Raw genomic sequence first — 20,962 nt, 5'->3', positions numbered from 1 at the left:
GGTCAACCTCCTTCCAGGTCGTCCATCGTATCCGTTGTCGTTTCGCCGATTTTGCCGTTCTTCACCGGCGACACATAGCCGCCCCCGAGACCTTCGTTCACCATCCGGTCGATATCCATCTCCGCTTCCGCGCGGCCTTCATGGTCGCCGTCCTGCAATCGTTCCGGATGTCCCTCCGGCCGATCCGTCATCCGTGAGTCCTCCTTCCATCCGCTGCGGGATACGCACAAAATATGCCCTCTGCGGTTGGTTTTCATGCATGTTGGGCACGATGGTTAGCAGGAAGGTGCGTTTCAGAGATTCTTTTTTCCCGAAAAAGGAGGGACGGGCATGCATACGGTGTGGAAAGGCGCGATCAGCTTCGGTCTCGTGCACGTGCCGGTCAAAATGTTCGCCGCCGTCGAGGACAAGGACATTGCGATGCGGATGATTCACCGGGAGTGCGGCGGGCCGATCGCCTATGTACGGACATGCAAGAACTGCGGCAAGGAAGTGGCGGCCGAGGACATCGCGAAAGGGTACGAATACGAGAAAGGACGGTTCGTGCTGTTCGAGAAGGAAGAACTGGACGCGCTGGCCGCGGAGACGTCGAAAACGATCCGCATCCTCGACTTCGTCGACATGCGGGAGATCGACCCGATCTATTTCCAACGGTCATACTATCTCGCGCCGGATCAGGCGGGCGCCGGCGCCTACAGCCTGCTGCTGGAGGCAATGAAGCGGACCGGACGGATCGGCATCGCGAACGTGTCGATCCGCTCGAAAGGCAGCCTCGCCGCCATCCGTTTCATCGAGAACTGCCTGGTGATGGAGACGATCGCCTATCCCGACGAAGTGCGGCCCGTTCACCAGGTGCCGGGGCTGCCGGAGCATACGGCCGTGAACGAGAAGGAACTCGAAATGGCGACGATGCTGATCGACCACCTGACGGGCCCGTTCGAGCCGGAGAAGTACAAGGATGAGTACCGGGGGCGGCTCATGGAGGCGATCCAGGCGAAAATCGCGGGCGAAGAGGTGCACATCGCGCCGGAACAGGAGCGGACGAACGTCATCGATCTGATGGCCGCCCTCCAGGCGAGCCTCGAAGCGGCGGGAGCGCCGAAGGCGGGACCGGCGGCGACGGCGGACGCGGCGGGCGCAGAAGGCGCAGCGGGCGGCACGGGCAAAGGGACCCGTCGCAAGACAAGCGGCAAGAAGAAAGAAAAAGAGTCGGTCCGTTGACCGGCTCTTTGCTCTTTCGCCATTGTGGTGCAAATTTGCACCATAATGGGGTATTTAAACCCCGCTTTGGCCCAATATAGTGCAAATCTGCACCAGATGCGTCCATCAAAGCCCGGAAAGCTTTATATATGGTGCATATTTGCACCATAATCGCCGGTACTTCCATCCCGACCGAAAATGAGGTGCATTTATGCACCCTATGGCATGCCGCCCTGCGCATGCCCTTACACAAACGGCCTTAGCCGCCGCGCCTCGTCATGCCGCACCCCTTCGATCTCGACCTGCGGGTCGATCGCGGCGAGCAGGCGGCGCAGCGCCTTGACATCGCGCCGGTAGACGTCGAGGACCGCCGTCTCCCCGTCGCCCGTCTCGATCCAGCGGACCCGCAAGCCCCGATCCGCCGCTTCCCGCAGCCGGACCAGCATGGTACTGCGGACCCGGATCCGCTTGACGGGCGACATGCCGGAATACCCCGCTTCCAGCATGAAATAGGCGAGCACATGCGCGATGATCGAATAGAGCGCCTGGCTGATGCCGAACACGAGCCCGGCGAGCAGCAGAATGGCCAGGTTCGCCAGGAAGATGACGGTGCCGGCGTCGAACCGGCGGAAAGCCGGCCTGAGCGGCGCGGACGCGGCGAGCTCGTCGAAGCTGCCGCCCTGCCGCAGGATGAGGCCGATGCCGATGCCGAGGAATGTGCCGCCGCCCAGCGCGGCGGCCAGCGGGTCGTCGGAGACCGCCGGCACCGGGTGCAGGTAGTGCGTGAACAGCACGATCAGCACGAGCGGCAGCAGCATCCGCAGCGCATGGCGCCGGTTCGTTGCCGTCCGGCTCAGCAGAAACGGCAGATTGAACAGGAACAGCACGAGGCTGAGCTGCATTTCGGTCAGATGCGCCGCGAGGATCGAGGCGCCGGCGATGCCGCCGGTCGCCACCCCGTTCGGCAGCAGGAACAGTTCCAGACCGACGGCCGCCAGCACGCTGCCGATGACGAGCAGACCGTAGTGGATGAACCGGTCGAAGGCGGACAGGGCGCCGCTCCGCGCTCCCGCTTCGGACGGCTCGTCCCGCCTGACGGCGTCCCGGCGTCCGGACGGGGAAAAGGCGGATTTGCGCAAAGCGAGTTGCTGGACAGGGGTCATGCGGCATCGCCTCCTTGCCTTCGCTGTTCCGGTTCAGACCGGTTCAATTTGCTTGAGCAGATATTTCTTCATCTTAACGTTACCACAGTACCGGGTCTTGCTCAAACCGTCGTTTCGTCGAGCCGGTCGAACGTGCAGTCCGTTCCAAACCCCGCACTGACGGCCTCGATCACCGGCTGCCGGAGCGTTCGGCCGGCCGTCCATTCGAGGTAGCGGACCTTCGCCGTCAGCATCGGCCGGATCCAGACCGCGCCGGCGCTGCGCGGCGGCTTCGCCGCGAACGGGCAGTCCGGCGTGCGGAGCAGCTCCGCCGCGGCGGTGATGTCCGCCCAGTCCCGGCCGGTGAGCCGGCCCGATCCGGCATGGCCGATGTAGTGCAGGCGGCCCTGCCCGTCGTACAGGCCCAGCAGCAGCGCGTTCACCCGGCCGCCGCCATACGTGACGCCGCCCACGGCGGCCGTCAGGTCGCGCCGCACCTTGATCTTGCGCCAGCGGCCGTCCTTGCCGCCGACCGCGTAGGTGCTGGCGAGGTCTTTCACGACGATGCCTTCCATGCCGTGCTTTCTCATCACGTCGAACAGCTTCTCGCCGTCGGCCGTGTTCTCGACGAGCCGGACGCCGGCTCCGGGTTCAACGGCGCGGGCCAGCAGCCGCTGGCGTTCTTCGAGGCTGCGCCCGGTCACCCATTCGCCGTCCAGGTACAGGATGTCGAACACCATGTACGTGACCGGGATCTCGCGGACGGCGGCGGGCACGGCCTGCGCATTGCGGATGCCGTCCCGGCGCATCACCTCGTGGAAGGACGGGCGGGCGGCGTCGAAAGCGACGATCTCGCCGTCGAGGATGACCGATTTCGCCCGGCAGTAGCGCCGTGCGTCGGCCAGCTCGGGATATTGCATCGTCCGCTCGTGCAGCCTGCGGTTTACAAGCTTCGTGGAGGCGCCGTCGAAGTAGACGAGCATGCGCACGCCGTCCCATTTGATCTGGGCGGCCCACTGCGGCCCCGCCGGAATGTCGTCCGCCGCGACCGGCTCGAACGGCACGATCGGTTCCATGCGCGCGCCTCCTTGTACGGGATCGGATCTGCCCCGGCAATTTCGAACGGAACGCCGCTGCCGTCCCGCCCATTCCATGCAAAGCGGATAGTTTCGCCGGCAGCGGCAATACTGGGGGCAGTATCATATTTTCCCGAAAGTGACGAAACGAAACAGGAGGGGCGTGCATGGCGGTCAAAACGACGGGAACGATTACGGTGCAGGGCGAACGGCTGTCCATCAGCAATCCGGACCGGGTGCTCTGGCCGGAAGCCGGCATTACGAAACTGCGCTATCTGGAGAAGCTGGCGGAGCTCGCTCCCCACCTCATCCGGCACTGCGAAGGGCGGTATCTGACCGTCATCCGGTACCCGAACGGCATCCACGGCAAGTCTTTCTATCAAAAGAACGCCCCGGAACCGCTTCCCCCCTTCGTGCGGACGGCCGAGCAGAACGGCATCCGCTACGTCGTGCTCGATTCGCTGCCGACGCTCATCTGGCTCGGCAACCTCGCCTGCCTCGAATTCCACGCCTCGTTCGACCGGATCGGCGAGCCGCTGCGCCCGACGGAATGGGTGATCGACCTCGACCCGTCGCGGGAGGAGGAACCGCGCATCATGGAGGCGGCGTGGCTGGCGGGGGAGCTGCTCCGCTCCCTCGGCATCGCGTCCGTGCCGAAGACGTCCGGCGCGACGGGCGTGCAGATCGTCGTGCCGGTCGAGCCCGACCTGACGTTCGACGAGCTGCGCGCCATCGGCCGGTTCGTCGGCGAGTATCTGGTCAGCAGGCACCCGAAGCTGTTCACCATTGAACGGTTGAAAAAAAACCGCGGCGACCTGATCTACTTCGATTACCTGCAGCATTACGCCGGCAAAACGCTGTCCGCCCCTTACACGCCGCGCGCACGTCCGGCGGCGTCCGTCTCGACGCCGCTTACATGGGACGAGGTGCGGGCGGACGTCCGTCCGGCGGACTTCAACCTGCACACGATCGGGCCGCGCCTCGCCCGGCTGGGCGATCTGCTGGAGCTGGCGCCGAAGCAGAACCTCCGGCCGATCTTCGAATTTATCCGGGGGCGCCAGGGGTGAAGACGGGCTGCATCGGCGGTTGCAGCAGCGGCTGCTGCTGCGGCTGCTGCTGCGGCTACAGCAGCGGCGACAGCAGCCGCGCCATCGCCCGCCCCGCCCTTGCGCCGGCCGTCAGCCCGCGCAGCTCCTCCGCCGTCACCTCGCGCGAATCCGCAAGATCCTTGAGGAAGTCCCGCTCCAGCCGTCCGATCGGCTTCTCGTCGAACAGCAGCGCGCTCAGCTCATAGTTGCTGTAGAAGCTGCGCATGTCCAGATTTGCCGTCCCCACCGACGCGAGAAGCCGGTCGACGATCATTACCTTCGCGTGGATGAACCCTTTCTGATAGCGGTACACCCGCACGCCCGCGGCCTGCAGATCGGCCGCGTGGGACAGCGTCGCGGCCAGTACGAACCGCGTGTCGGCGATGCCCGGCACGATCAGGCGCACGTCCACGCCGCCCGCGGCCGCCGTCCGCAGCGCCGCCGTCAGGCCGGCATCCGGGACGAAATACGGCGTCGCGATCCAGATGCGCTCCCGTGCGGCACCGACCGCGGCGAGAAGCCCGTCGTAAATCTCGTTCCCGCCGAGGCGCGGCCCGCACGAGACGATCTGCACCCGTTCGTGCGACGTGCACGCATGCGGCGGCCAGTAAGCCGGATCGTAAAGCGCCTCCCCGGAAGCGAGCTCCCAGTCGCGGACGAAAATGTTCTGCAGGTCGCAGACGGCGTCCCCTTCCACCCGCAGATGCGTATCCCGCCAGAACCCGAGCCTTTTGTCCAGCCCCAAATATTCGTCGCCGATGTTGATGCCGCCCGTAAATCCGGACTTGCCGTCGATGATGACGATTTTGCGATGGTAGCGGTGGTTGATCCGGCGGCTTCTGAGCGCGGCGCCGAGCGGGAGGAAGCACCGCACCCGCACGCCGGCTTCCGTCAGCTCGCGGATATACGACTTTGGCAGCTTCCAGCTGCCGAAGCCGTCGTAGATGAGCCTCACCTGCACGCCTTCCTTCGCCTTGCGGATCAGGGCGTCCCGGAACCGCCGTCCGACGCCGTCGTCGCGCAGAATGTAATAGGCCAGATGAATATGATGCTCGGCCTTCCCGATCATATCGAAAATCGACGCGAACGCCTCTTCGCCGTCCGTCAGAATCTCGGTGCCGTTGCATCCGGTGATCGGCGCATCCGACATCCGCCTGAGCGCCCGCTTCAGCCGCTCATCCCCGGGGAAAGCGCCATCCGCTCCGGCGGAAGAACGCTTTGCCGGCTTGCGGTCACGGGAGTCTCCCAGGCCGACCTTTCCCCTTGCAAGCAGAAACGGAAGGATGCCGACGATCGGCAGCGCCAGCAGAACAAGCAGCCATGCCGCGGCATGCGCCGGACGGCGATGCTCCGCTGCGAGCACAACGGCGGCTTCCGCCCACCAGACGACAACAGCCGCCAACAGCCACGGCCAGACCATGCAACCGCTCCTTTCCTGGCGAAAGTCGTCTCTGTAGTATGCCCTTGTCCCGTGACATGTTTCCCACCGGACAGGAATAAATAACTAGTGAACGTTCAAACCATCACCGGACGGGGAGGGGCGCCGTGACTTGAGGGACAGAGTTTCGACCCGGTGGTCGCTGATCGTCATGCGCGGCCCCGACAAACGCGTCCGCCAGTTCCGGATGCGGCGGCGCTTCGTCGTCGCCGCGCCCGCGGCGCTGCTCCTGCTGTTCGCCGCCTGCCTGGCTTTGCTGCAGGCGCGCGCGGCCTGGCAGCTTGCGGCGCTTGAGCGGGAGCTGACCGAGCAGACCGTCCGCCATCAGGAAGCCATCGCGGCGAAAGACGGGCAGATCCGCGCGCTGGAAGCGGAGGTGCGGGAACTGTCCGACCAGCAGGGCGAGCTTGAGGCGCGGCTTCGCGATTTGCACGAATTGGAGCGAAGGCTGGAAGATTTTTTTGAACGGTACGGAGGAGACGGGGATGCGCCGCCGGTCGGCGCAACCGGCTTGAGCGGAGCCGATACGGCCGGAGATGCGGATACGGCGGACGTGCACGCCCCGCCCGAAGTGACCGCCGCCGACATGATCCGGATGCTGAATGCGGACGAGCCCGATTTCCGCACCATTTCGGGCATGATCGACGATCTGGACCGGTCGATGGCCTACAAGATCGAAGAGGCGCGGCGGCGGAAGCTGGAGGCCGACGCCCTGCCGTCCGCCTGGCCGACCCGCTCCCGCCGCATCACCTCGACCTGGGGCTACCGCCGCGATCCGTACACCGGGAAGACCGCCTTCCATGCGGGCATCGACATCGCCGGGCGGAAGGGCGATCCGGTGTATGCCGCCGGAGACGGCATGGTGGAGGATACCGGCTCCGACGCAAGCCGCGGCCGCTACATCGTCATCAAGCACAGAAACGGGCTGCGCAGCCTCTACTATCACCTGTCGGCCGTCGAGGTGGAGCCCGGCGACGCCGTGAAGCGGGGCGGACGGATCGGCGCGCTCGGTTCGTCCGGCAGGAGTACGGGGCCGCATCTGCATTTCGGAGTCGAAGCGGATGGGGAGAGCGTGAACCCGCTCAACTATCTGGAACTCGTGAAGGAGGATTAGCATGCGGAGGAAACGTTCGATTCCCGTGACCGACACACTGATCGGCCGGGGCACTTCTTCCGAAGGACGCATCGAATGCGATGCCGGCCTCCGGATCGATGGCGAATTCAGCGGCGAAATCGTCTGCCGCGGCGACGTCGTCATCGGCGAGTCCGGTGTCGTCCGCAGCAACGTCGAGGCGCGGAGCGTGACCGTTGCCGGCAAGCTGTTCGGCAGCGTGAAGTCGCACGGCCGGTTCACCCTCCTGGCATCCGGCGAAATGAACGGCGACGTGGCGGCCGCGGGATACGTCATCGAAGGCGGGGCGCGGCTCAATGCCGATTGCCGGACGGATCCGTCCCTGGCCGAAGGGCGCGCGGACGCGCAGCGGGACGACGGACGGAAGCAGCCGGCGCCCGTGGCGGCAGACGGCCGCATCGCCGTCCCGCAGGCAAAAAAACAGGCAGGATGAAGAGCGGTCTACCGCTCTCCATCCTGCCCTTCTCCGTTCTGTCCGTCTGTCCGTTCCTCGTCCGGGGCGTCCGCATCCATCCGGATCATGAAGCGGTCGTAGCGGCCGTCGATCTCGCGCGCCATGCTGCGGTACCGCTTCGTCTCTTCCACGATCGGATCGTACTCCATCCGGATCCGCACTTCGTACTTCGGCGGCAGGCTTGCCCGGACGCGCTCCTCGCGGCCCGACTCATCGAGCGGGCCGTCCGTCAGCTGCTCCGCAAGCACCCGCTCCGCTTCCGCATCGTGCGGAGCGCGGCCGCCGGCCTGCCGTCCTTCCCGTCCTTCCATGCGCTTCACCTTCCCGCAAGATGCCGATTGGATGACGATGCAATCGTGCCCGTGTAGTATCGGGAAGCGCCCGATCCGTTATTCCGCCGCCGAGCGGAGCACGGCCAGAAGTTCGTCGTGCACGGCGCCGTTCGACGCCACGATATTGCGCACGCCGAGATGGTACGGGTTGCCGTCCAGATCGGTGACGACGCCTCCCGACTCCTGGATGAGCAGCGCGCCTGCCGCGATATCCCAGCTGTTCAGGCCGATCTCCCAGAAGGCGGAGAGCCGGCCCGCGGCCACATAAGCCAGATGCAGCGCCGCCGACCCGGCCGTGCGCACGTTCCGCACGCGGGGCACGACAGCCTCAAGCTGGCGCATGTTGAGCGGGAGCGCGCCGTCACGGTCGGCCGGAAAGCCCGTTGCGACGAGGCTCTCCCTAAGGCCGGTCTCGCCGGACACCCGGGTGCGCCGGCCGTGGACGTAAGCGCCCTTGCCTTTCTCCGCGATGAACAGCTCGTCTTTCGACGGATCGTAGACGACGCCGAGGATGACCTCGCCCCGGTGCGCCAGCGCGATCGAGACGGAGAAGAAAGGAAATCCGTGCACGAAGTTCGTCGTCCCGTCGATCGGGTCGATGATCCACAGATATTCCGCATCCTTCACTTCTTCGAGCGCCGCCGCCGACGCGGCCGGCCCCGGTTCGACGCCTTCCTCCCCGAGAACGGCATGGTCCGGAAAGTGCGTCAGAATGAGGCTGCGGATCAGGTTCTCCGAACCTTTGTCCACTTCCGTCACGAGGTCGTGGTGCGACGTTTTCTGATTCAGGCTGGCGTAGCCGCCCACCTTCGTCTTGATCCATTCGCCAGCCTTCGCCGCGCAGTTGATCGCCACGGCGGCGAAGCTCTTACGGCCGATGACCTGCCGGCTGTCCGTATCGTTCATGATCTCCCCCCCTTTCCGTCCGAAAAGAACGCTTGATCAAGCGGTACGCCCGCCCATTGATAGCCTACAGTGATTGAATTCCTTCGAATATCATGCGGACCGCCAGCACGAGCAGCGTCACGCGCAGCAGCCACAGGAGACCCCGGCCGGACATGCGCCGGGCGATCCAGGCGCCGATCTTGCCGCCGATCCAGGCACCGGGGAGCAGCGCCGCCGCCAGCAGCCAGTCGATCTCGCCGAGCCCCGCCTTCACGCCGCTGCCGAGCAGCGACGACAGGAAGATTGTGAACATCGAAGTCGCGGTCGCCACATGCGGCGGAAACCGGAACAGGATCACCATGACCGGCACGAACAGCGAGCCTCCGCCGATGCCGAACAGCCCGGAGACGAGACCGACGCCGAAACCGACGATGAGCCCGGGCAGCAGCGCGAAGCCGTACTCGTGCTCGTTCCCGGCGGCGTCGGTCCAGACGCGGCGCATCGGCCACGCCCGCGAGGACGGCTTCATCCGATCGCGCAGCATGAGCAGCAGTGCCATAAGCAGCATGAAGACGCCGAACACGATCCGGAACGGGCCGCCCTGCAATTGTCCGGTCAAGGCGGAGCCGAGCATCGCCGCCGGTCCGCTGGTTGCGAAGAGCAGCCACGCGATGCGGAAATCGACGCGCTTGTCCTTCATGTAGCTCAGCGTCGAAGCGAGCGCGGTGACGATCAGCACCGCCAGCGATGTGCCGACAGCCGTGCTGTGCCCGATCGGCTCGCCGGTCAGCATCGGGCCGAACAGAAGGAGGGACGGCACGATGATGATGCCGCCACCGAGCCCGACGATGCTGCCGAAGACGGCGGCGATCAGTCCGAGGATGATGAGCAGGATGATGGCAATGAACATGGCGAATTAACGGATCACACGCCGACAATATGATAGCCGTTATCCACGTAAATGACTTCGCCCGTAATGCCGCGCGACAGATGGCTCATCAGGAACATCGCGGTGTCGCCGACTTCCTCCGCGTCCGTCGTCCGCCGCAGCGGCGCTTTCTCTTCGACCTGGCGCAGAATCGAGTTGAAGTCCTTGATCCCTTTGGCCGCGAGCGTCCGGATCGGCCCGGCCGAAATGGCATTGACGCGGATGTTGTATTGTCCGAGGTCGGCGGCGAGATAGCGGACGGACGCTTCGAGCGCCGCCTTCGCCACGCCCATGACGTTGTAGTTCGGCATCGCCCGTTCGGCGCCGAGATAGGTCATCGTCATGATGCTGCCGCCTTCGGTCATGAGCGGATACAGTTTCTGCGCCACCGCCGTCAGCGAGTAGACGCTGATGTCATGGGCCAGGGCGAAACCCGCGCGCGAGGTGTTGACATAAAGCCCTTCCAGCTCTTCCGTCTTCGCGAAGGCGATGCTGTGCACGACGCCGTGCAGCACGCCGAACGACTCGCGCAGCGCGTCGGCCAGCCGTTCGATGTCTTCGTCGGACGTCACGTTGCACGGCAGGACGAGCGAGCCCGGCATCGTTTCGGTGAGCTTGCGTACCCGCTCCTCCACGCGCTCGCTCTCGTACGTGAATGCGAGGTTGGCGCCCTGCGCCTTGAGCGAGCGGGCGATCGCCCAGGCGATGCTCCGGTCGTTCGCCACGCCCATGACGACGATGTTCTTGCCGTTAAGCAGTCCGCTCATGACCGATCTCCTCCTTGACTTGTCCTTCGTCCAACTTAACGGATTCTGGCAACGATTTCAAGTGGCACCCCTCACGCCCCGCGCAAAATGCTCGTCCGCCCGCGGGAGCTTGTCCCGCACCGGACCGCACGGGCCGGAAGGAGCGCCCGGAAACGCCGCCGCTCCGCATCGTGGCGCCGGCCGTCAGGATTGCTCGCCGAAGAACATCTCGTGCGCCAGCGCCGTCTGGATGCGCGATTCTTCGTCCGTCAGCCTGCGGACGAGCTCCATCTCGACCTCGGTCACTTCTTCACCCTGGAAATTGATCTCCGCGATCGACGCGACGATCTTGACGATGGCGATCGCCCGGTTGTCCGGCGTGTAGGCGATCACTTTCTGCCCGGTCGGGTAGACGCGGAATCCGCTTTTGACCATTTTGCCCCGGCCGTATTCCAGCAGTTCGTACAGCTCCTGGTCGGATTTGAACTTGCACACGGAGTTGAATTCGGTCGGAAAACCCATCGGATTCCCTCCTTCAACTTATTCGCCGTAGACGAGCTTCTGCTTCGCTTCATGCCGCTCGAACGCGAGCGCGATCAGCTTGTCGAGCAGTTCCCGATAGGGCAGCCCCGACTCCTTCCAGAGCAGCGGGTACATGCTGAACGGCGTAAATCCCGGCATCGTGTTCACTTCGTTCAGGAAGATGCGGCCGTCTTCCTTGCGCAGGAAGAAGTCGACGCGCGCAAGGCCCGATCCGTCGATCGCCTGATAGGCGCGAAGCGCCATCTCGCGGATCTGTTCAGCCGTCTCCTCCGGGATGTCGGCCGGAATCTTCATGACGGATTTGCCGTCGATATATTTCGCGTTGTAGTCGTAGAAGTCGTTCGACGAGACAATCTCGCCGACGACCGACGCGCGGGGCTCGTCGTTGCCGAGCACGCTCACTTCCAGCTCCCTGGCGTTCACGAATTCTTCGACAAGCACCTTGCGGTCGTAACGGAACGCATATTCCACCGCCTGGATCAACTGCTCGCGGTTGTAGGCCTTCGAGATGCCGACGCTCGAACCCAGGTTGGCCGGCTTGACGAAGCAAGGGTAGCCGAGCGACACCTCGATCTCCATGATGAAATAATGCGCATCCTTGTCCCACTGCGCCCGGGTGAAATGACGGAACACGCACTGCGGCAGCCCTTCATGGGCGAACACCCGCTTCATCATGACCTTGTCCATGCCGACAGCCGAAGCAAGCACGCCTGCGCCGACATACGGAATGCCCGCCATTTCCAGCAGCCCCTGGATCGTGCCGTCCTCGCCGTACGTGCCGTGAAGCAGCGGAAAGACGACATCCAGCCGCTTGCCGCCGCTGCCGCCCGACGATGCCGAAGGCGCGGCTTTCTGAACCGCCTTCGCGGCTGCCGCCGGCGCCTTGGGCGGAGCGGCCATCCGTTCGAACACGGGCAGCAGCAGCTGTTCCGACGCGGATCCGTCCGCTTCGTCGTAACGGATGAGGCCGATATGTTCCGGCGGAGCCGACAGCGCCGGCCCGGCATGCCAGATGCCCTGCTTCGTAATATAGAATGGCTGGATTTCATATTTGTCATAATCGAATGCTTGCAGCACGGAGAACGCGGTCTGCAGCGACACCTCATGTTCTCCGGAACGGCCGCCGTAGACGAGCCCTACCCGAACTTTATCCCCCATGTCCATCCTCCGGTTCTCAGATTATCCTGCAGCCTCAGGCGCTGTCCGGCCGCGCGGACGATCAGAATTCGTCCGAGATGTGAAAAAATTTGTACCGCGTCCGTTCCGTCCAGGCGTAAGAATCGCGGTAATCCCAATAGCGGTGGCGGCTGGCCGTCGTATTCGCGTTGACGAGCGGCATCCCCGCGCTGTCGAAGGCGGTGACGATCGTGCTGTGCTGAAACCGTCCGTCGCCGTCCCAGTCGTAGAAAATGACGTCTCCGAGCATCAGATCCGCCGGCGATTCGACCTGAACGGCCTGCAGGCCGGACGTCGCGCCCCTCGCCAAATACGATTGAAGCGCATGCGAGACCGCCCAGCTGTAGCTCCACAGCTCACGGCCGCCGCTGCGCCCCTTGTACCACCAGCCCGAATCTCTTCTACCAGTATAGTTCATCGGAGCATGGCCTGCAAAGAGGCACTGGGAAACATAGTTCGTGCAGTTCACTTCGAACGTCTCATACGCGGGATTCGGCTCGTTCCACCAGCGGTCGGCATACGCGGCCGCCAGATCCCGGCGGTACGGAATGCCTGCGCGCATCTTCTGGAAATGCGGCAGCAGCCGGCCGTTTATATAAGGAAGCGGAATCGCCGGTTCGTCCTGCTCCTGCCCGGACCGGCCGGCGGTTCCCTCCGGGTCCGGATCGGGCGGCGCCGCCGGGCCGGGGGGTTCCCGCCGCCGCTCCGCAATCTCGGGTTCGATGCCGGTCACCCGCCAGACGCCGTTTCGAAGTTCGAGCCGGATGCGTTCGGTCTCCATTTTTTCCTCGGTATAGGAGGCTTCCCCGAAGGACAAGCTTCGCTTGAGATGCAATTGCAGGCGGACCGCGGCCGTACGGCCTTCCTCGCGGAAGCCGAGCAGAACCGCACGGGCTTCGTGCCGCTCGGGAAACGCGCCGCGCCGATGTTCCCGCTCGCGCATGCGCTTCAAGCGGGTTTCGAGCCGGCCCAGGTGCTTGTCATCCTCCGCGACGGCTGTAAGCGGTCCGGCGGTCATATCGATCTCCGCTTCACTCACGCACTTCACGTATTCGTGCACGGCTGCCCGCCACCCGTGCAAAGCCGGCGGGCGTCGCCCGGCTTCGCTTTGCAGCGCCATGCCGGCCCCTCCTCCCCTTCAAGCTCGCGGTCTGCGGTCCCGGGGCAGTTCCCCGGGGCAGGAAAAGCATCGCTTCATGTATATGTGCCGGGCGCCGGTTTCATGAATCCGGCGGGCGGTACCTGCCGTCGGACGGCGCGGAATCGACAAAATCAGGCTTTACGTTGACCATTGCAGACGATATACTAGGAATATAGCGCGATTATGAAATTGAGTTTCACCAAACGAAACAATTATTGTCCGGCAGAAACGAATCGCGGCAGAGAGACCCAATACGGCAAGGAGGAGACTTTCCATGGCGAAGCAAGATGCCTACGGCATCCGCTCCAGCCTTGAAGTCGGCGGCAAGACATATGCCTACTACCGGCTGCAGGGGCTGGAGGAGCAAGGCCTCGGCAGCATCGGCAAGCTTCCGTTCTCGATCAAGGTGCTGCTCGAAGCGGCCGTCCGCCAGTACGACGGACACGCCATCACGAAGGACCACGTGAAACTGCTGGCCACCTGGGCAGATGGCCGGCAAGACAAAGAGATTCCGTTCATCCCCGCCCGCATCGTGCTGCAAGACTTCACCGGCGTGCCGGTCGTCGTCGACCTGGCGGCCATGCGCGACACCGTGAAGAAAGCGGGCGGCGACCCGAAGCGGATCAACCCGCTTGTGCCGGTCGACCTCGTCATCGACCACTCCGTCATGGTCGACGCGTTCGGTTCGCCCGACGCGCAGGAGACGAACGAACGGATCGAATTCGAACGGAACGGTGAACGGTACCGCTTCCTCCGCTGGGCGCAGACGGCGTTCGAGAACTTCCGCGTCGTGCCTCCGGGAACGGGTATCGTGCACCAGGTGAACCTGGAGTACCTCGCCACCGTCGCGGCGACGAAAACGGTGGACGGCGAGACGGTCGTCTTCCCGGATTCGCTTGTCGGCACGGACTCGCATACGACGATGATCAACGGCCTCGGCGTCGTCGGCTGGGGCGTCGGCGGCATCGAGGCGGAAGCCGGCATGCTCGGCCAGCCGCTCTATTTCGTCACGCCGGAAGTCATCGGCTTCAAGCTGACGGGCAAGCTGGCGGAAGGCGCGACGGCGACCGACCTGGCGCTGACGGTTACGCAAATGCTCCGCAAGAAAGGCGTCGTCGGCAAGTTCGTCGAGTTCTTCGGCCCGGGCCTGTCGAACATCAGCCTGCCGGACCGCGCGACGGTCGCGAACATGGCGCCGGAATACGGCGCAACGATCGGCTTCTTCCCGGTTGACCACATCTCGCTCGACTTCCTGCGTCAGACGGGCCGCAGCGAGGAGCAGATCGCGCTCGTCGAAGCCTACTACAAGGCACAGGGCATGTTCCGTACGGACGATACGCCGGATCCGGTCTTCTCGGACGTCATCGAGCTCGACCTGTCGACGATCGTGCCGAGCCTCGCCGGTCCGAAGCGTCCGCAGGACCGCATCGAGCTGACGGCGATGAAGGAATCGTGGAACAACATCATCCGCACGCCGATCGAGAAGGGCGGCTACGGCCTTACCGAGGAGAAGATCGCCGAGACTGTCGAAGTGAAGCACAAGAACGGCAAGGTCACCAAGATGGGCACCGGCGCGGTCGTCATCGCGGCGATCACGAGCTGCACGAACACGTCGAACCCGTCCGTCATGCTCGGCGCCGGGCTGGTCGCGAAGAAGGCGGTCGAACGCGGCCTGACGGTGAAAGAATACGTCAAGACTTCGCTGACGCCGGGCTCGCTCGTCGTCACCGACTACCTGAAGAAAGCCGGCCTGATGGAGCCGCTCGAGAAGCTCGGCTTCCACATCGCGGGCTACGGCTGCGCAACCTGTATCGGCAACTCCGGTCCGCTGCCGGATGAAGTGAGCCAGGCGATCGCCGACAGCGACCTGACAGTCGCGTCCGTCCTGTCCGGCAACCGGAACTTCGAAGGCCGCGTCCATGCGCAGGTCAAAGCGAACTTCCTCGCTTCGCCGCCGCTCGTCGTCGCCTATGCGATCGCGGGCACGGTGGACATCGACCTGACGAAGGATCCGCTCGGCTACGACCCGAACGGCCAGCCGGTCTACCTGCGCGACATCTGGCCGTCGTCGCAAGAGATTCAGGACGCGATCAACCAATCGCTCACACCGGACATGTTCCGCGCGAAATACGCGAACGTGTTCACGCAGAACGAGCGCTGGAACAAGATTCCGGTGCCGCAGGGCGAATCGTACGAGTGGGACGAAAATTCGACTTACATCGCGAACCCGCCGTTCTTCGAGAACCTGCATGAAGGCGTCAAGGACCTCGGCGACATCACCGGCGCCCGCGCGCTGGCGCTGCTCGGCGACAACGTGACGACCGACCACATCTCGCCGGCGGGCAACATCAAGGTCGACAGCCCGGCGGGCAAATACCTGATCGAGCACGGCGTGAAGCGCGAGGACTTCAACTCGTACGGCTCCCGCCGCGGCCATCACGAAGTGATGATGCGCGGCACGTTCGCCAACATCCGCATCCGGAACCAGGTGGCGCCGGGCACGGAAGGCGGCGTGACGAAGTATCTGCCGACGGACGAAGTGATGTCGATCTACGACGCCGCGATGAAATATCAGGCGGACGGCACGAACCTCGTCGTCATCGCCGGCAAGGAATACGGCATGGGCAGCTCCCGCGACTGGGCGGCGAAGGGCACCTACCTGCTCGGCATCAAGGCGGTCATCGCCGAAAGTTTCGAGCGGATCCACCGCGCGAACCTGGTCGGCATGGGCGTCCTGCCGCTGCAATTCCAGAACGGCCAAAGCTGGCAATCGCTCGGCATCACGGGCCGCGAGACGTTCGACATCGTCGGCCTGACGAACGACATCAAGCCGGGCGACACCGTCAAGGTGGTCGCAACCCGCGAAGACGGCAGCAAGTTCGAGTTCCCGGTCACCGTCCGGCTCGACTCCTACGTCGACATCGAATATTACCGCAACGGCGGCATCCTGCAGACGGTTCTCCGTCAGATGATCGCAGGCTGAGGCTGAGGCTGAAACGCAGGCAGGCTGACGCTTTAACGGAAAAAGGGCTTCCCGCTCAAGCAATCGCTCGGGCGGAAGCCCTTTTTTATCGCTTTCTGACCATATCCCCTTCGCTCAGTCGCCGGGAAACCACTCGCGTATCCCCGTCGTTCGGGTTGTGTCTCCGCAAATTTATCCCCTTCGCTCAGGAAGGTACGTGCCGGATGATACGGGGCGATCATTCCTGAGGCATCGTCATGCAGCTTGCTGAGCCAAGGGGATATGGTCAATAAGGGGAAAAGACATATCCGGCCGAACATTGAATTTCAGGCCGGATACGTCGAATGCGCACCGCCGCGGTTCACGGCTCAGGGCTGCCGCTCCTGCGACGGCTCCGCGGCGCCGAGCCGCTCGGGGTGCGTGTAGACGTTCATCCGGCCGCCGCGGACGAAGCCGGCCGCCGTGATGCCGAGGTCGTGCGCCAGACGCAGCGCGAGGCCGGTCGGCGCCGACTTCGCGATCAGGATCGCCGCGCCGATCTTCGCCGTCTTCAGCAGCACCTCCGAGGAAATACGCCCGCTGAAAATAATCGCCGCATCCCGGGTCGGTATGCCGCGCCGCAGACAGTAGCCGAGCAGCTTGTCGAGCGCGTTGTGGCGGCCGATGTCCGTCCGCATCGCGATCAGCCCGCGCCCCGGCGACCACAGCGCCGCATTGTGCACGCCGCCCGTGCGCGCGAATTCGGCCGAACGGCGCTGCAGTTCGGCCATGGCGGCCAGACATTCCTCCGGCCGCATCCGCACCCGCGAGATCGAAGTCCGCGCCGTGCGCACGTCGCTTCGGAAGTAGAACTGCCGGCTGCGCCCGCAGCAGGAGCCGATGACGCGCCTGCCGAAATCGGCCTCCGCCCCGTCCAGCCGGCGGCGCAGCCGGACATCCGCGAAACCGGCCGCCTCGTCCCAGTCGATCCGCTCGATATCTTCAGGCGACGCGATGATCCCCTCGCCCGCGAGAAAACCGAACACAAGATCTTCGGTATCCTGCGGCGAGCAGACGACCGTGACGAACTCTTCGCCGTCCAGCCGGACCGTCAGCGGAATCTCTTCGGCCACCGCGTCTTCGCCGGCCGACCAGCCGTCAGCGCTGTATCTCCATACGGGAAACGCGGTGTCGACGGCGCGATCTATTCCGTCCGGCATGGCTGCGCCCCCGCTCCCGCCGCGCCCGCAGGCAGACCGTCTTCCTCCGGCACTTCCGCTTCCTTCGTCCGGTATTTGCGGTCCTTGCGGGCGTAGAAGACGTCGGCTTGCTCGACCTTCACTTCCGTGTTGTACTCGGGTATGCCGGCGTGCGGCTCATAGACGCCGGACGGGAACAGGACGTTGCCTTCCGGCCAGAACAGCTCGAGGTTGCCGCGGGCGACGGGCGCCGTTCGGAGCCGCCCGTAGAACCGGCCGAAACGGTTGTGGACGACGACCGCTTCGCCGTCCGCGATGCCGAGTTCGGCCGCGTCTTCGGGACTCATCAGCACATCTTCCCGGAGCGCGCCGTTGAACGGGTCGACGCTGCCGTACACCATCGAATTGAACTGTTTGCCCCGGCGCGTCGTCGCCAGAAAAGCGCCCGCCGCGCGGCGGATGCCGGGCGAGGCGATCGGAATGAGCCGGCCCCGGCCGTCCGGCGTCGGGCAGACGCCGCCCTCGCACAGCCAGGCGCCGCCCCACTGGAAGAAGTCGCCCTGCTTCCGCAAATGTTGAATGCCGTCGTAGTTCGGCGCCGCAAGGGCAATCTCCGCCCGGATCTCGTCCGCCGACTCCGCCTTCATCGACCGGGCCGCTTCCTCCGGCTTCACGCGGCGCGCCAGATCGAGGAAGATGCGCCATTCCTCGCGGGCCTCGCCGATCCGCGGACCGCGGATCTCCGGCGAGAAGTAGACCATCCGCTCCGTCGACGTCGACGTGCCGCCGCCCTCCTGCTCATAGCGCGTCTTGGCCGGCAGCAGAATGACCGCCTCCCGCGCGTCCGCCAGCATAGACGTATTCAGAATGATGTCCTGGTGGACGCGGAGCTCGATGTTCTCCAGCGACTGCCTGATCCGGTCAGGATTCGGCATCGTCTCGAGGAAGTTGCCGCCGGAGGTGTAGAACAGCCGGAGCCGCCGCTCGTGATCATCCGGCAGCAGCGCGTTCTCCAGGGTGACGCCGACAATGTCGCCCTGCCACTTCGGAATGTCGAAGCCCCACAGTTTCTCGATCCGCGCAATCGTCTCCGGATCGAAATCGCCGCCCGGCAGGCTGAACGGATCGGCCCCCATCTCGCTCGACCCTTGTACGCCGCTGTGGCCGCGGATCGGCATGAGGCCGCACTTCGCCCGGCCGAGAAAGCCGCGGAGCAGCGCCAGATTGACCACCTGCGTCACGTTGTCGGTCCCGAACCGGTGCTGCGTCAGCCCCATGCTCCAGACGAAAACGCCGCTGCGGGCGCGGGCCAGCAGTTCGGCGAACTCCGCGATCCGCTCACGGGAAAGCCCCGACCCGCGCTCGATGTCGTCCCAATCCAGCCCCGCGACATGCGCCCGCAGTTCTTCCAGGCCGTTCACATGCTTGCTGATGAAGGCGAGATCGAGCGCGGAGCCGGGCTCCCGCTTCTCCATCTCGAACCAATGCTTCATGACGCCGTTCATGAAGTCGATGTCGCCGCCGATATTGACCTGGTACCAGTCGTCCGCCAGCTTCGTGCCGAACAGGGCCGATTCCGGGATCGAAGGAATCCAGTAGCCGTCCATCGCCGGCTCGCGGTACGGATTGATGACGATGATCTTCGTGCCCTGCCGTTTGGCGGCGTACATGTATTTCGTGGAAACGGGCTGGTTGTTCGCGGCGACGCTGCCCCAGAAGACGAGCACGTCCGTACCGATCCAGTCCGTGTAGCTGCAGCTCGACGCGCCGATGCCGATCGACCGTTTGAGCGCGGTCTTGGACGGCGAATGGCAGATGCGCGAAGCGTTGTCGATATGGTTCGTGCCGAGGAAGCGCGCCGTTTTCGCCGCCATGTAGTACGTCTCGTTCGTCAGGCCGCGGGCCGTCAGATAGAACGCCGCCTGCTTCGGATCGACGGCGCGGAATTTGTCCGCGATCCGGTCCATCGCCTCGTCCCACGACACGCGGCGGAAACGCCGCTCTCCGCGCTCGCGGATCATCGGATAAGGGAGCCGCCCCAATTCCCGCAGCTCGGCGCTGCTCATGCGCCTGAGCTCGTCGGTGTCCGCCGTCAGGATGTCATCGGGGATGGCCGGCGCCGTATTGAGGCGCAGCAAATTCAGCCGGGTCGTGCACAGATGCGGTCCCGTGAGCGTCCGGTCCCGCAGGCCGGAGACGCCGAGCGCGCATCCGTCGCATACGCCCTGGGTCAGGATGCGCCAGGCATAGGGCAGGTTGTCCCGGTTCCGCCATACCGTTTTGGCCGTCTCCATGATGTGATGCGGCTTCACCTTGCCGAGGCCGAGCGGAACCGGGCTGACCCACAGTCCGGGCTTCGGCGTCTTCGGCAGACGCATCGGGCCGCCGTGTTTCGTTTTTCCCATTTTGCATCCGTCCTCCTCTGTCCGCCATCACACTTCCATCGTATCAGGAAAGCCTTTGCACAACAACGCGGGAGATGCCGGGCCGGCGGATCACTTGCCCAGCATCATGCCCATGCGGCGCGCGGCTTCCCGGATGGCCGGCACATACGACTGCATCACTTCCGGCGTCAGCCGCCCGGACGGCCCGGAGACGGACAGCGCGGCCATGAGACGGCCCGCACGGTCCAGAATCGGCGCGGACACCGCCGCCGCTCCGGGCTCGCGCTCCTCGAAGCTGGTCGCATAGCCGGTCTCGCGGATGGCTTCAAGCTGCGCCATAAACGCCGTCCGGTCGATGGATGCCGGCCAAGCGGGATCGTCCAGCACGAGGCGCAGCGTCTCCTCGTCGGCCCAGGCGAGCAGCACCTTGCTCGACGCGCCGACGTAGAGCGGCAGGCGGGCGCCGACCGGAGCGACGCGCCGGACCGGCTGGTTGCTCTGCACCGCCTGGATCCGGATCCGCTCCTTGCCGTCGCGGACGTACAGGCTGACCGTCTCGCCGAGCATGTCGCGCAGCCGCTCCATTTCGGGCAGGAGCAGGGAGGCCGGGTCGTCGCTGGAGGACAGATTCGCCGCCAGTTCCCAGATCCGCATGCCGATGCGGTAGCGTTCGGTCAGCGAATCCCGCGCGACAAAACCTTTGTGTTCGAGCGTGGCAAGCATGCGGTGCACCGTGCTTTTGTGCAGGCCGGTCCGCTCCGCCATCTCGGTCATCGACCATTCGGCGCGCTCGAGGAACAGCAGCAGAATGTCCAGCGCCCGTTCGACCGCGCGGACCGTCGATTTCCCGTCGTCCATCGGAAGATCGCCTCCCATGATCAACTTCCGGTGTTTCGTACAATGAAACTCTGTATCAACCAGTATAACGCACTCCGCGTCCGCGGGCCATAGGCAATCGGAAGAAGTCTGAGTCAAGTCAGCGTGGGCACCTTATTGGGGATGCTGGATCACAACCGAAAAAAGAGCCAATCCCTTGTTAGCGGTTTCAGTTTTTCTTCCTTCAGGAACTGCTCCAGATCCCTGGTATCAGTATCCTCTAAGTCCTTTTAATGCCATTCCAGTCGGGCGACTTTGCCATTGGCTTCTGAGCAGTCGGA

The 20,962-nt window shown here is 64.6% G+C and carries 19 protein-coding genes; 5 read left to right on the top strand and 14 right to left on the bottom strand.

Going from position 1 to position 20,962, the window contains the following annotated elements; genetic code table 11:
• Positions 1 to 2: 2 nt before the first annotated feature.
• Positions 3 to 191 carry a hypothetical protein gene (locus tag C6W55_RS13330; RefSeq protein WP_213483825.1) on the bottom strand — a complete coding sequence of 63 codons (189 nt, stop codon included), beginning with the start codon at positions 189 to 191 and terminating at the stop codon, positions 3 to 5.
• 139 nt (positions 192 to 330) lie between these two features.
• Here C6W55_RS13330 and ku point away from each other — a divergent pair, with 139 nt between their 5' ends.
• A complete protein-coding gene (gene ku / locus C6W55_RS13325; protein WP_286893105.1) occupies positions 331 to 1,221 on the top strand; it encodes a non-homologous end joining protein Ku in 891 nt (296 codons plus the stop codon).
• Between the two features lie 224 nt (positions 1,222 to 1,445).
• Here ku and C6W55_RS13320 read toward each other — a convergent pair whose 3' ends face one another.
• Both C6W55_RS13320 and C6W55_RS13315 read right to left on the bottom strand, forming a co-directional pair.
• Positions 1,446 to 2,363, bottom strand: a complete 918-nt coding sequence (locus C6W55_RS13320) for a YitT family protein (RefSeq protein ID WP_286893103.1) — start codon at positions 2,361 to 2,363, stop codon at positions 1,446 to 1,448.
• A gap of 101 nt (positions 2,364 to 2,464) precedes the next feature.
• Positions 2,465 to 3,418, bottom strand: a complete 954-nt coding sequence (locus C6W55_RS13315) for an ATP-dependent DNA ligase (RefSeq protein WP_286893102.1) — start codon at positions 3,416 to 3,418, stop codon at positions 2,465 to 2,467.
• A gap of 167 nt (positions 3,419 to 3,585) precedes the next feature.
• Here C6W55_RS13315 and ligD point away from each other — a divergent pair, with 167 nt between their 5' ends.
• Entirely contained in the window at positions 3,586 to 4,485 is a 900-nt protein-coding gene (gene ligD, locus C6W55_RS13310; protein WP_286893101.1) for a non-homologous end-joining DNA ligase, read from the top strand.
• Between the two features lie 55 nt (positions 4,486 to 4,540).
• Here the strand turns inward: ligD and cls are convergent, their stop codons facing one another.
• The gene (cls, locus tag C6W55_RS13305; protein WP_286893100.1) at positions 4,541 to 5,926 is read right to left on the bottom strand and encodes a cardiolipin synthase; all 1,386 of its coding nucleotides are present in this window, start codon (positions 5,924 to 5,926) and stop codon (positions 4,541 to 4,543) included.
• A gap of 130 nt (positions 5,927 to 6,056) precedes the next feature.
• On the opposite strand from cls, the gene C6W55_RS13300 reads away from it, so the two are divergent.
• Both C6W55_RS13300 and C6W55_RS13295 read left to right on the top strand, forming a co-directional pair.
• Entirely contained in the window at positions 6,057 to 7,058 is a 1,002-nt protein-coding gene (locus C6W55_RS13300; RefSeq protein WP_286893099.1) for a M23 family metallopeptidase, read from the top strand.
• 1 nt (position 7,059) lies between these two features.
• Positions 7,060 to 7,509, top strand: coding sequence for a bactofilin family protein (locus C6W55_RS13295; protein ID WP_286893098.1), 450 nt, complete (start codon positions 7,060 to 7,062; stop codon positions 7,507 to 7,509).
• Between the two features lie 8 nt (positions 7,510 to 7,517).
• Here the strand turns inward: C6W55_RS13295 and C6W55_RS13290 are convergent, their stop codons facing one another.
• The 7 genes from C6W55_RS13290 to C6W55_RS13260 form a co-directional block, all read right to left on the bottom strand.
• Complete coding sequence (locus C6W55_RS13290; protein ID WP_015255822.1) at positions 7,518 to 7,841, bottom strand: hypothetical protein; 324 nt, start codon at positions 7,839 to 7,841, stop codon at positions 7,518 to 7,520.
• Positions 7,842 to 7,919: 78 nt separating this feature from the next.
• Entirely contained in the window at positions 7,920 to 8,768 is an 849-nt protein-coding gene (locus C6W55_RS13285) for an inositol monophosphatase family protein (RefSeq protein ID WP_286893097.1), read from the bottom strand.
• A 64-nt stretch (positions 8,769 to 8,832) separates the two neighbouring features.
• Positions 8,833 to 9,657, bottom strand: a complete 825-nt coding sequence (locus C6W55_RS13280) for a sulfite exporter TauE/SafE family protein (protein WP_015255824.1) — start codon at positions 9,655 to 9,657, stop codon at positions 8,833 to 8,835.
• Positions 9,658 to 9,671: 14 nt separating this feature from the next.
• Positions 9,672 to 10,442, bottom strand: coding sequence for an enoyl-ACP reductase FabI (gene fabI / locus C6W55_RS13275; RefSeq protein ID WP_286893096.1), 771 nt, complete (start codon positions 10,440 to 10,442; stop codon positions 9,672 to 9,674).
• A gap of 183 nt (positions 10,443 to 10,625) precedes the next feature.
• On the bottom strand, positions 10,626 to 10,943 hold the full coding sequence (locus C6W55_RS13270) for a hypothetical protein (protein WP_015255826.1): 318 nt from the start codon (positions 10,941 to 10,943) through the stop codon (positions 10,626 to 10,628).
• A gap of 18 nt (positions 10,944 to 10,961) precedes the next feature.
• Positions 10,962 to 12,122: a D-alanine--D-alanine ligase gene (locus tag C6W55_RS13265; protein WP_286893095.1), complete on the bottom strand. Its 1,161-nt coding sequence runs from the start codon at positions 12,120 to 12,122 to the stop codon at positions 10,962 to 10,964.
• 61 nt (positions 12,123 to 12,183) lie between these two features.
• On the bottom strand, positions 12,184 to 13,260 hold the full coding sequence (locus C6W55_RS13260) for an amidase domain-containing protein (protein WP_286893094.1): 1,077 nt from the start codon (positions 13,258 to 13,260) through the stop codon (positions 12,184 to 12,186).
• A 295-nt stretch (positions 13,261 to 13,555) separates the two neighbouring features.
• Between C6W55_RS13260 and acnA the strand changes: the two genes are divergently transcribed.
• Positions 13,556 to 16,264, top strand: coding sequence for an aconitate hydratase AcnA (gene acnA, locus C6W55_RS13255; RefSeq protein WP_286893093.1), 2,709 nt, complete (start codon positions 13,556 to 13,558; stop codon positions 16,262 to 16,264).
• A gap of 347 nt (positions 16,265 to 16,611) precedes the next feature.
• Here the strand turns inward: acnA and fdhD are convergent, their stop codons facing one another.
• The 3 genes from fdhD to C6W55_RS13240 form a co-directional block, all read right to left on the bottom strand.
• Positions 16,612 to 17,442: a formate dehydrogenase accessory sulfurtransferase FdhD gene (gene fdhD, locus C6W55_RS13250; RefSeq protein WP_286893092.1), complete on the bottom strand. Its 831-nt coding sequence runs from the start codon at positions 17,440 to 17,442 to the stop codon at positions 16,612 to 16,614.
• Positions 17,427 to 19,826 carry an FdhF/YdeP family oxidoreductase gene (locus tag C6W55_RS13245; protein ID WP_286893091.1) on the bottom strand — a complete coding sequence of 800 codons (2,400 nt, stop codon included), beginning with the start codon at positions 19,824 to 19,826 and terminating at the stop codon, positions 17,427 to 17,429. The genes fdhD and C6W55_RS13245 overlap by 16 nt, the downstream gene beginning before the upstream one ends.
• A gap of 90 nt (positions 19,827 to 19,916) precedes the next feature.
• Complete coding sequence (locus C6W55_RS13240) at positions 19,917 to 20,663, bottom strand: IclR family transcriptional regulator (protein ID WP_015255834.1); 747 nt, start codon at positions 20,661 to 20,663, stop codon at positions 19,917 to 19,919.
• Positions 20,664 to 20,962: the final 299 nt, after the last annotated feature.

The organism is Thermobacillus sp., assembly GCF_003390775.1.
Lineage (GTDB): Bacteria > Bacillota > Bacilli > Paenibacillales > Paenibacillaceae > Thermobacillus > Thermobacillus xylanilyticus.
The sequence above is the reverse complement of the archived record's forward strand: the minus strand, read 5'-3'. Positions and strand labels throughout refer to the sequence as shown.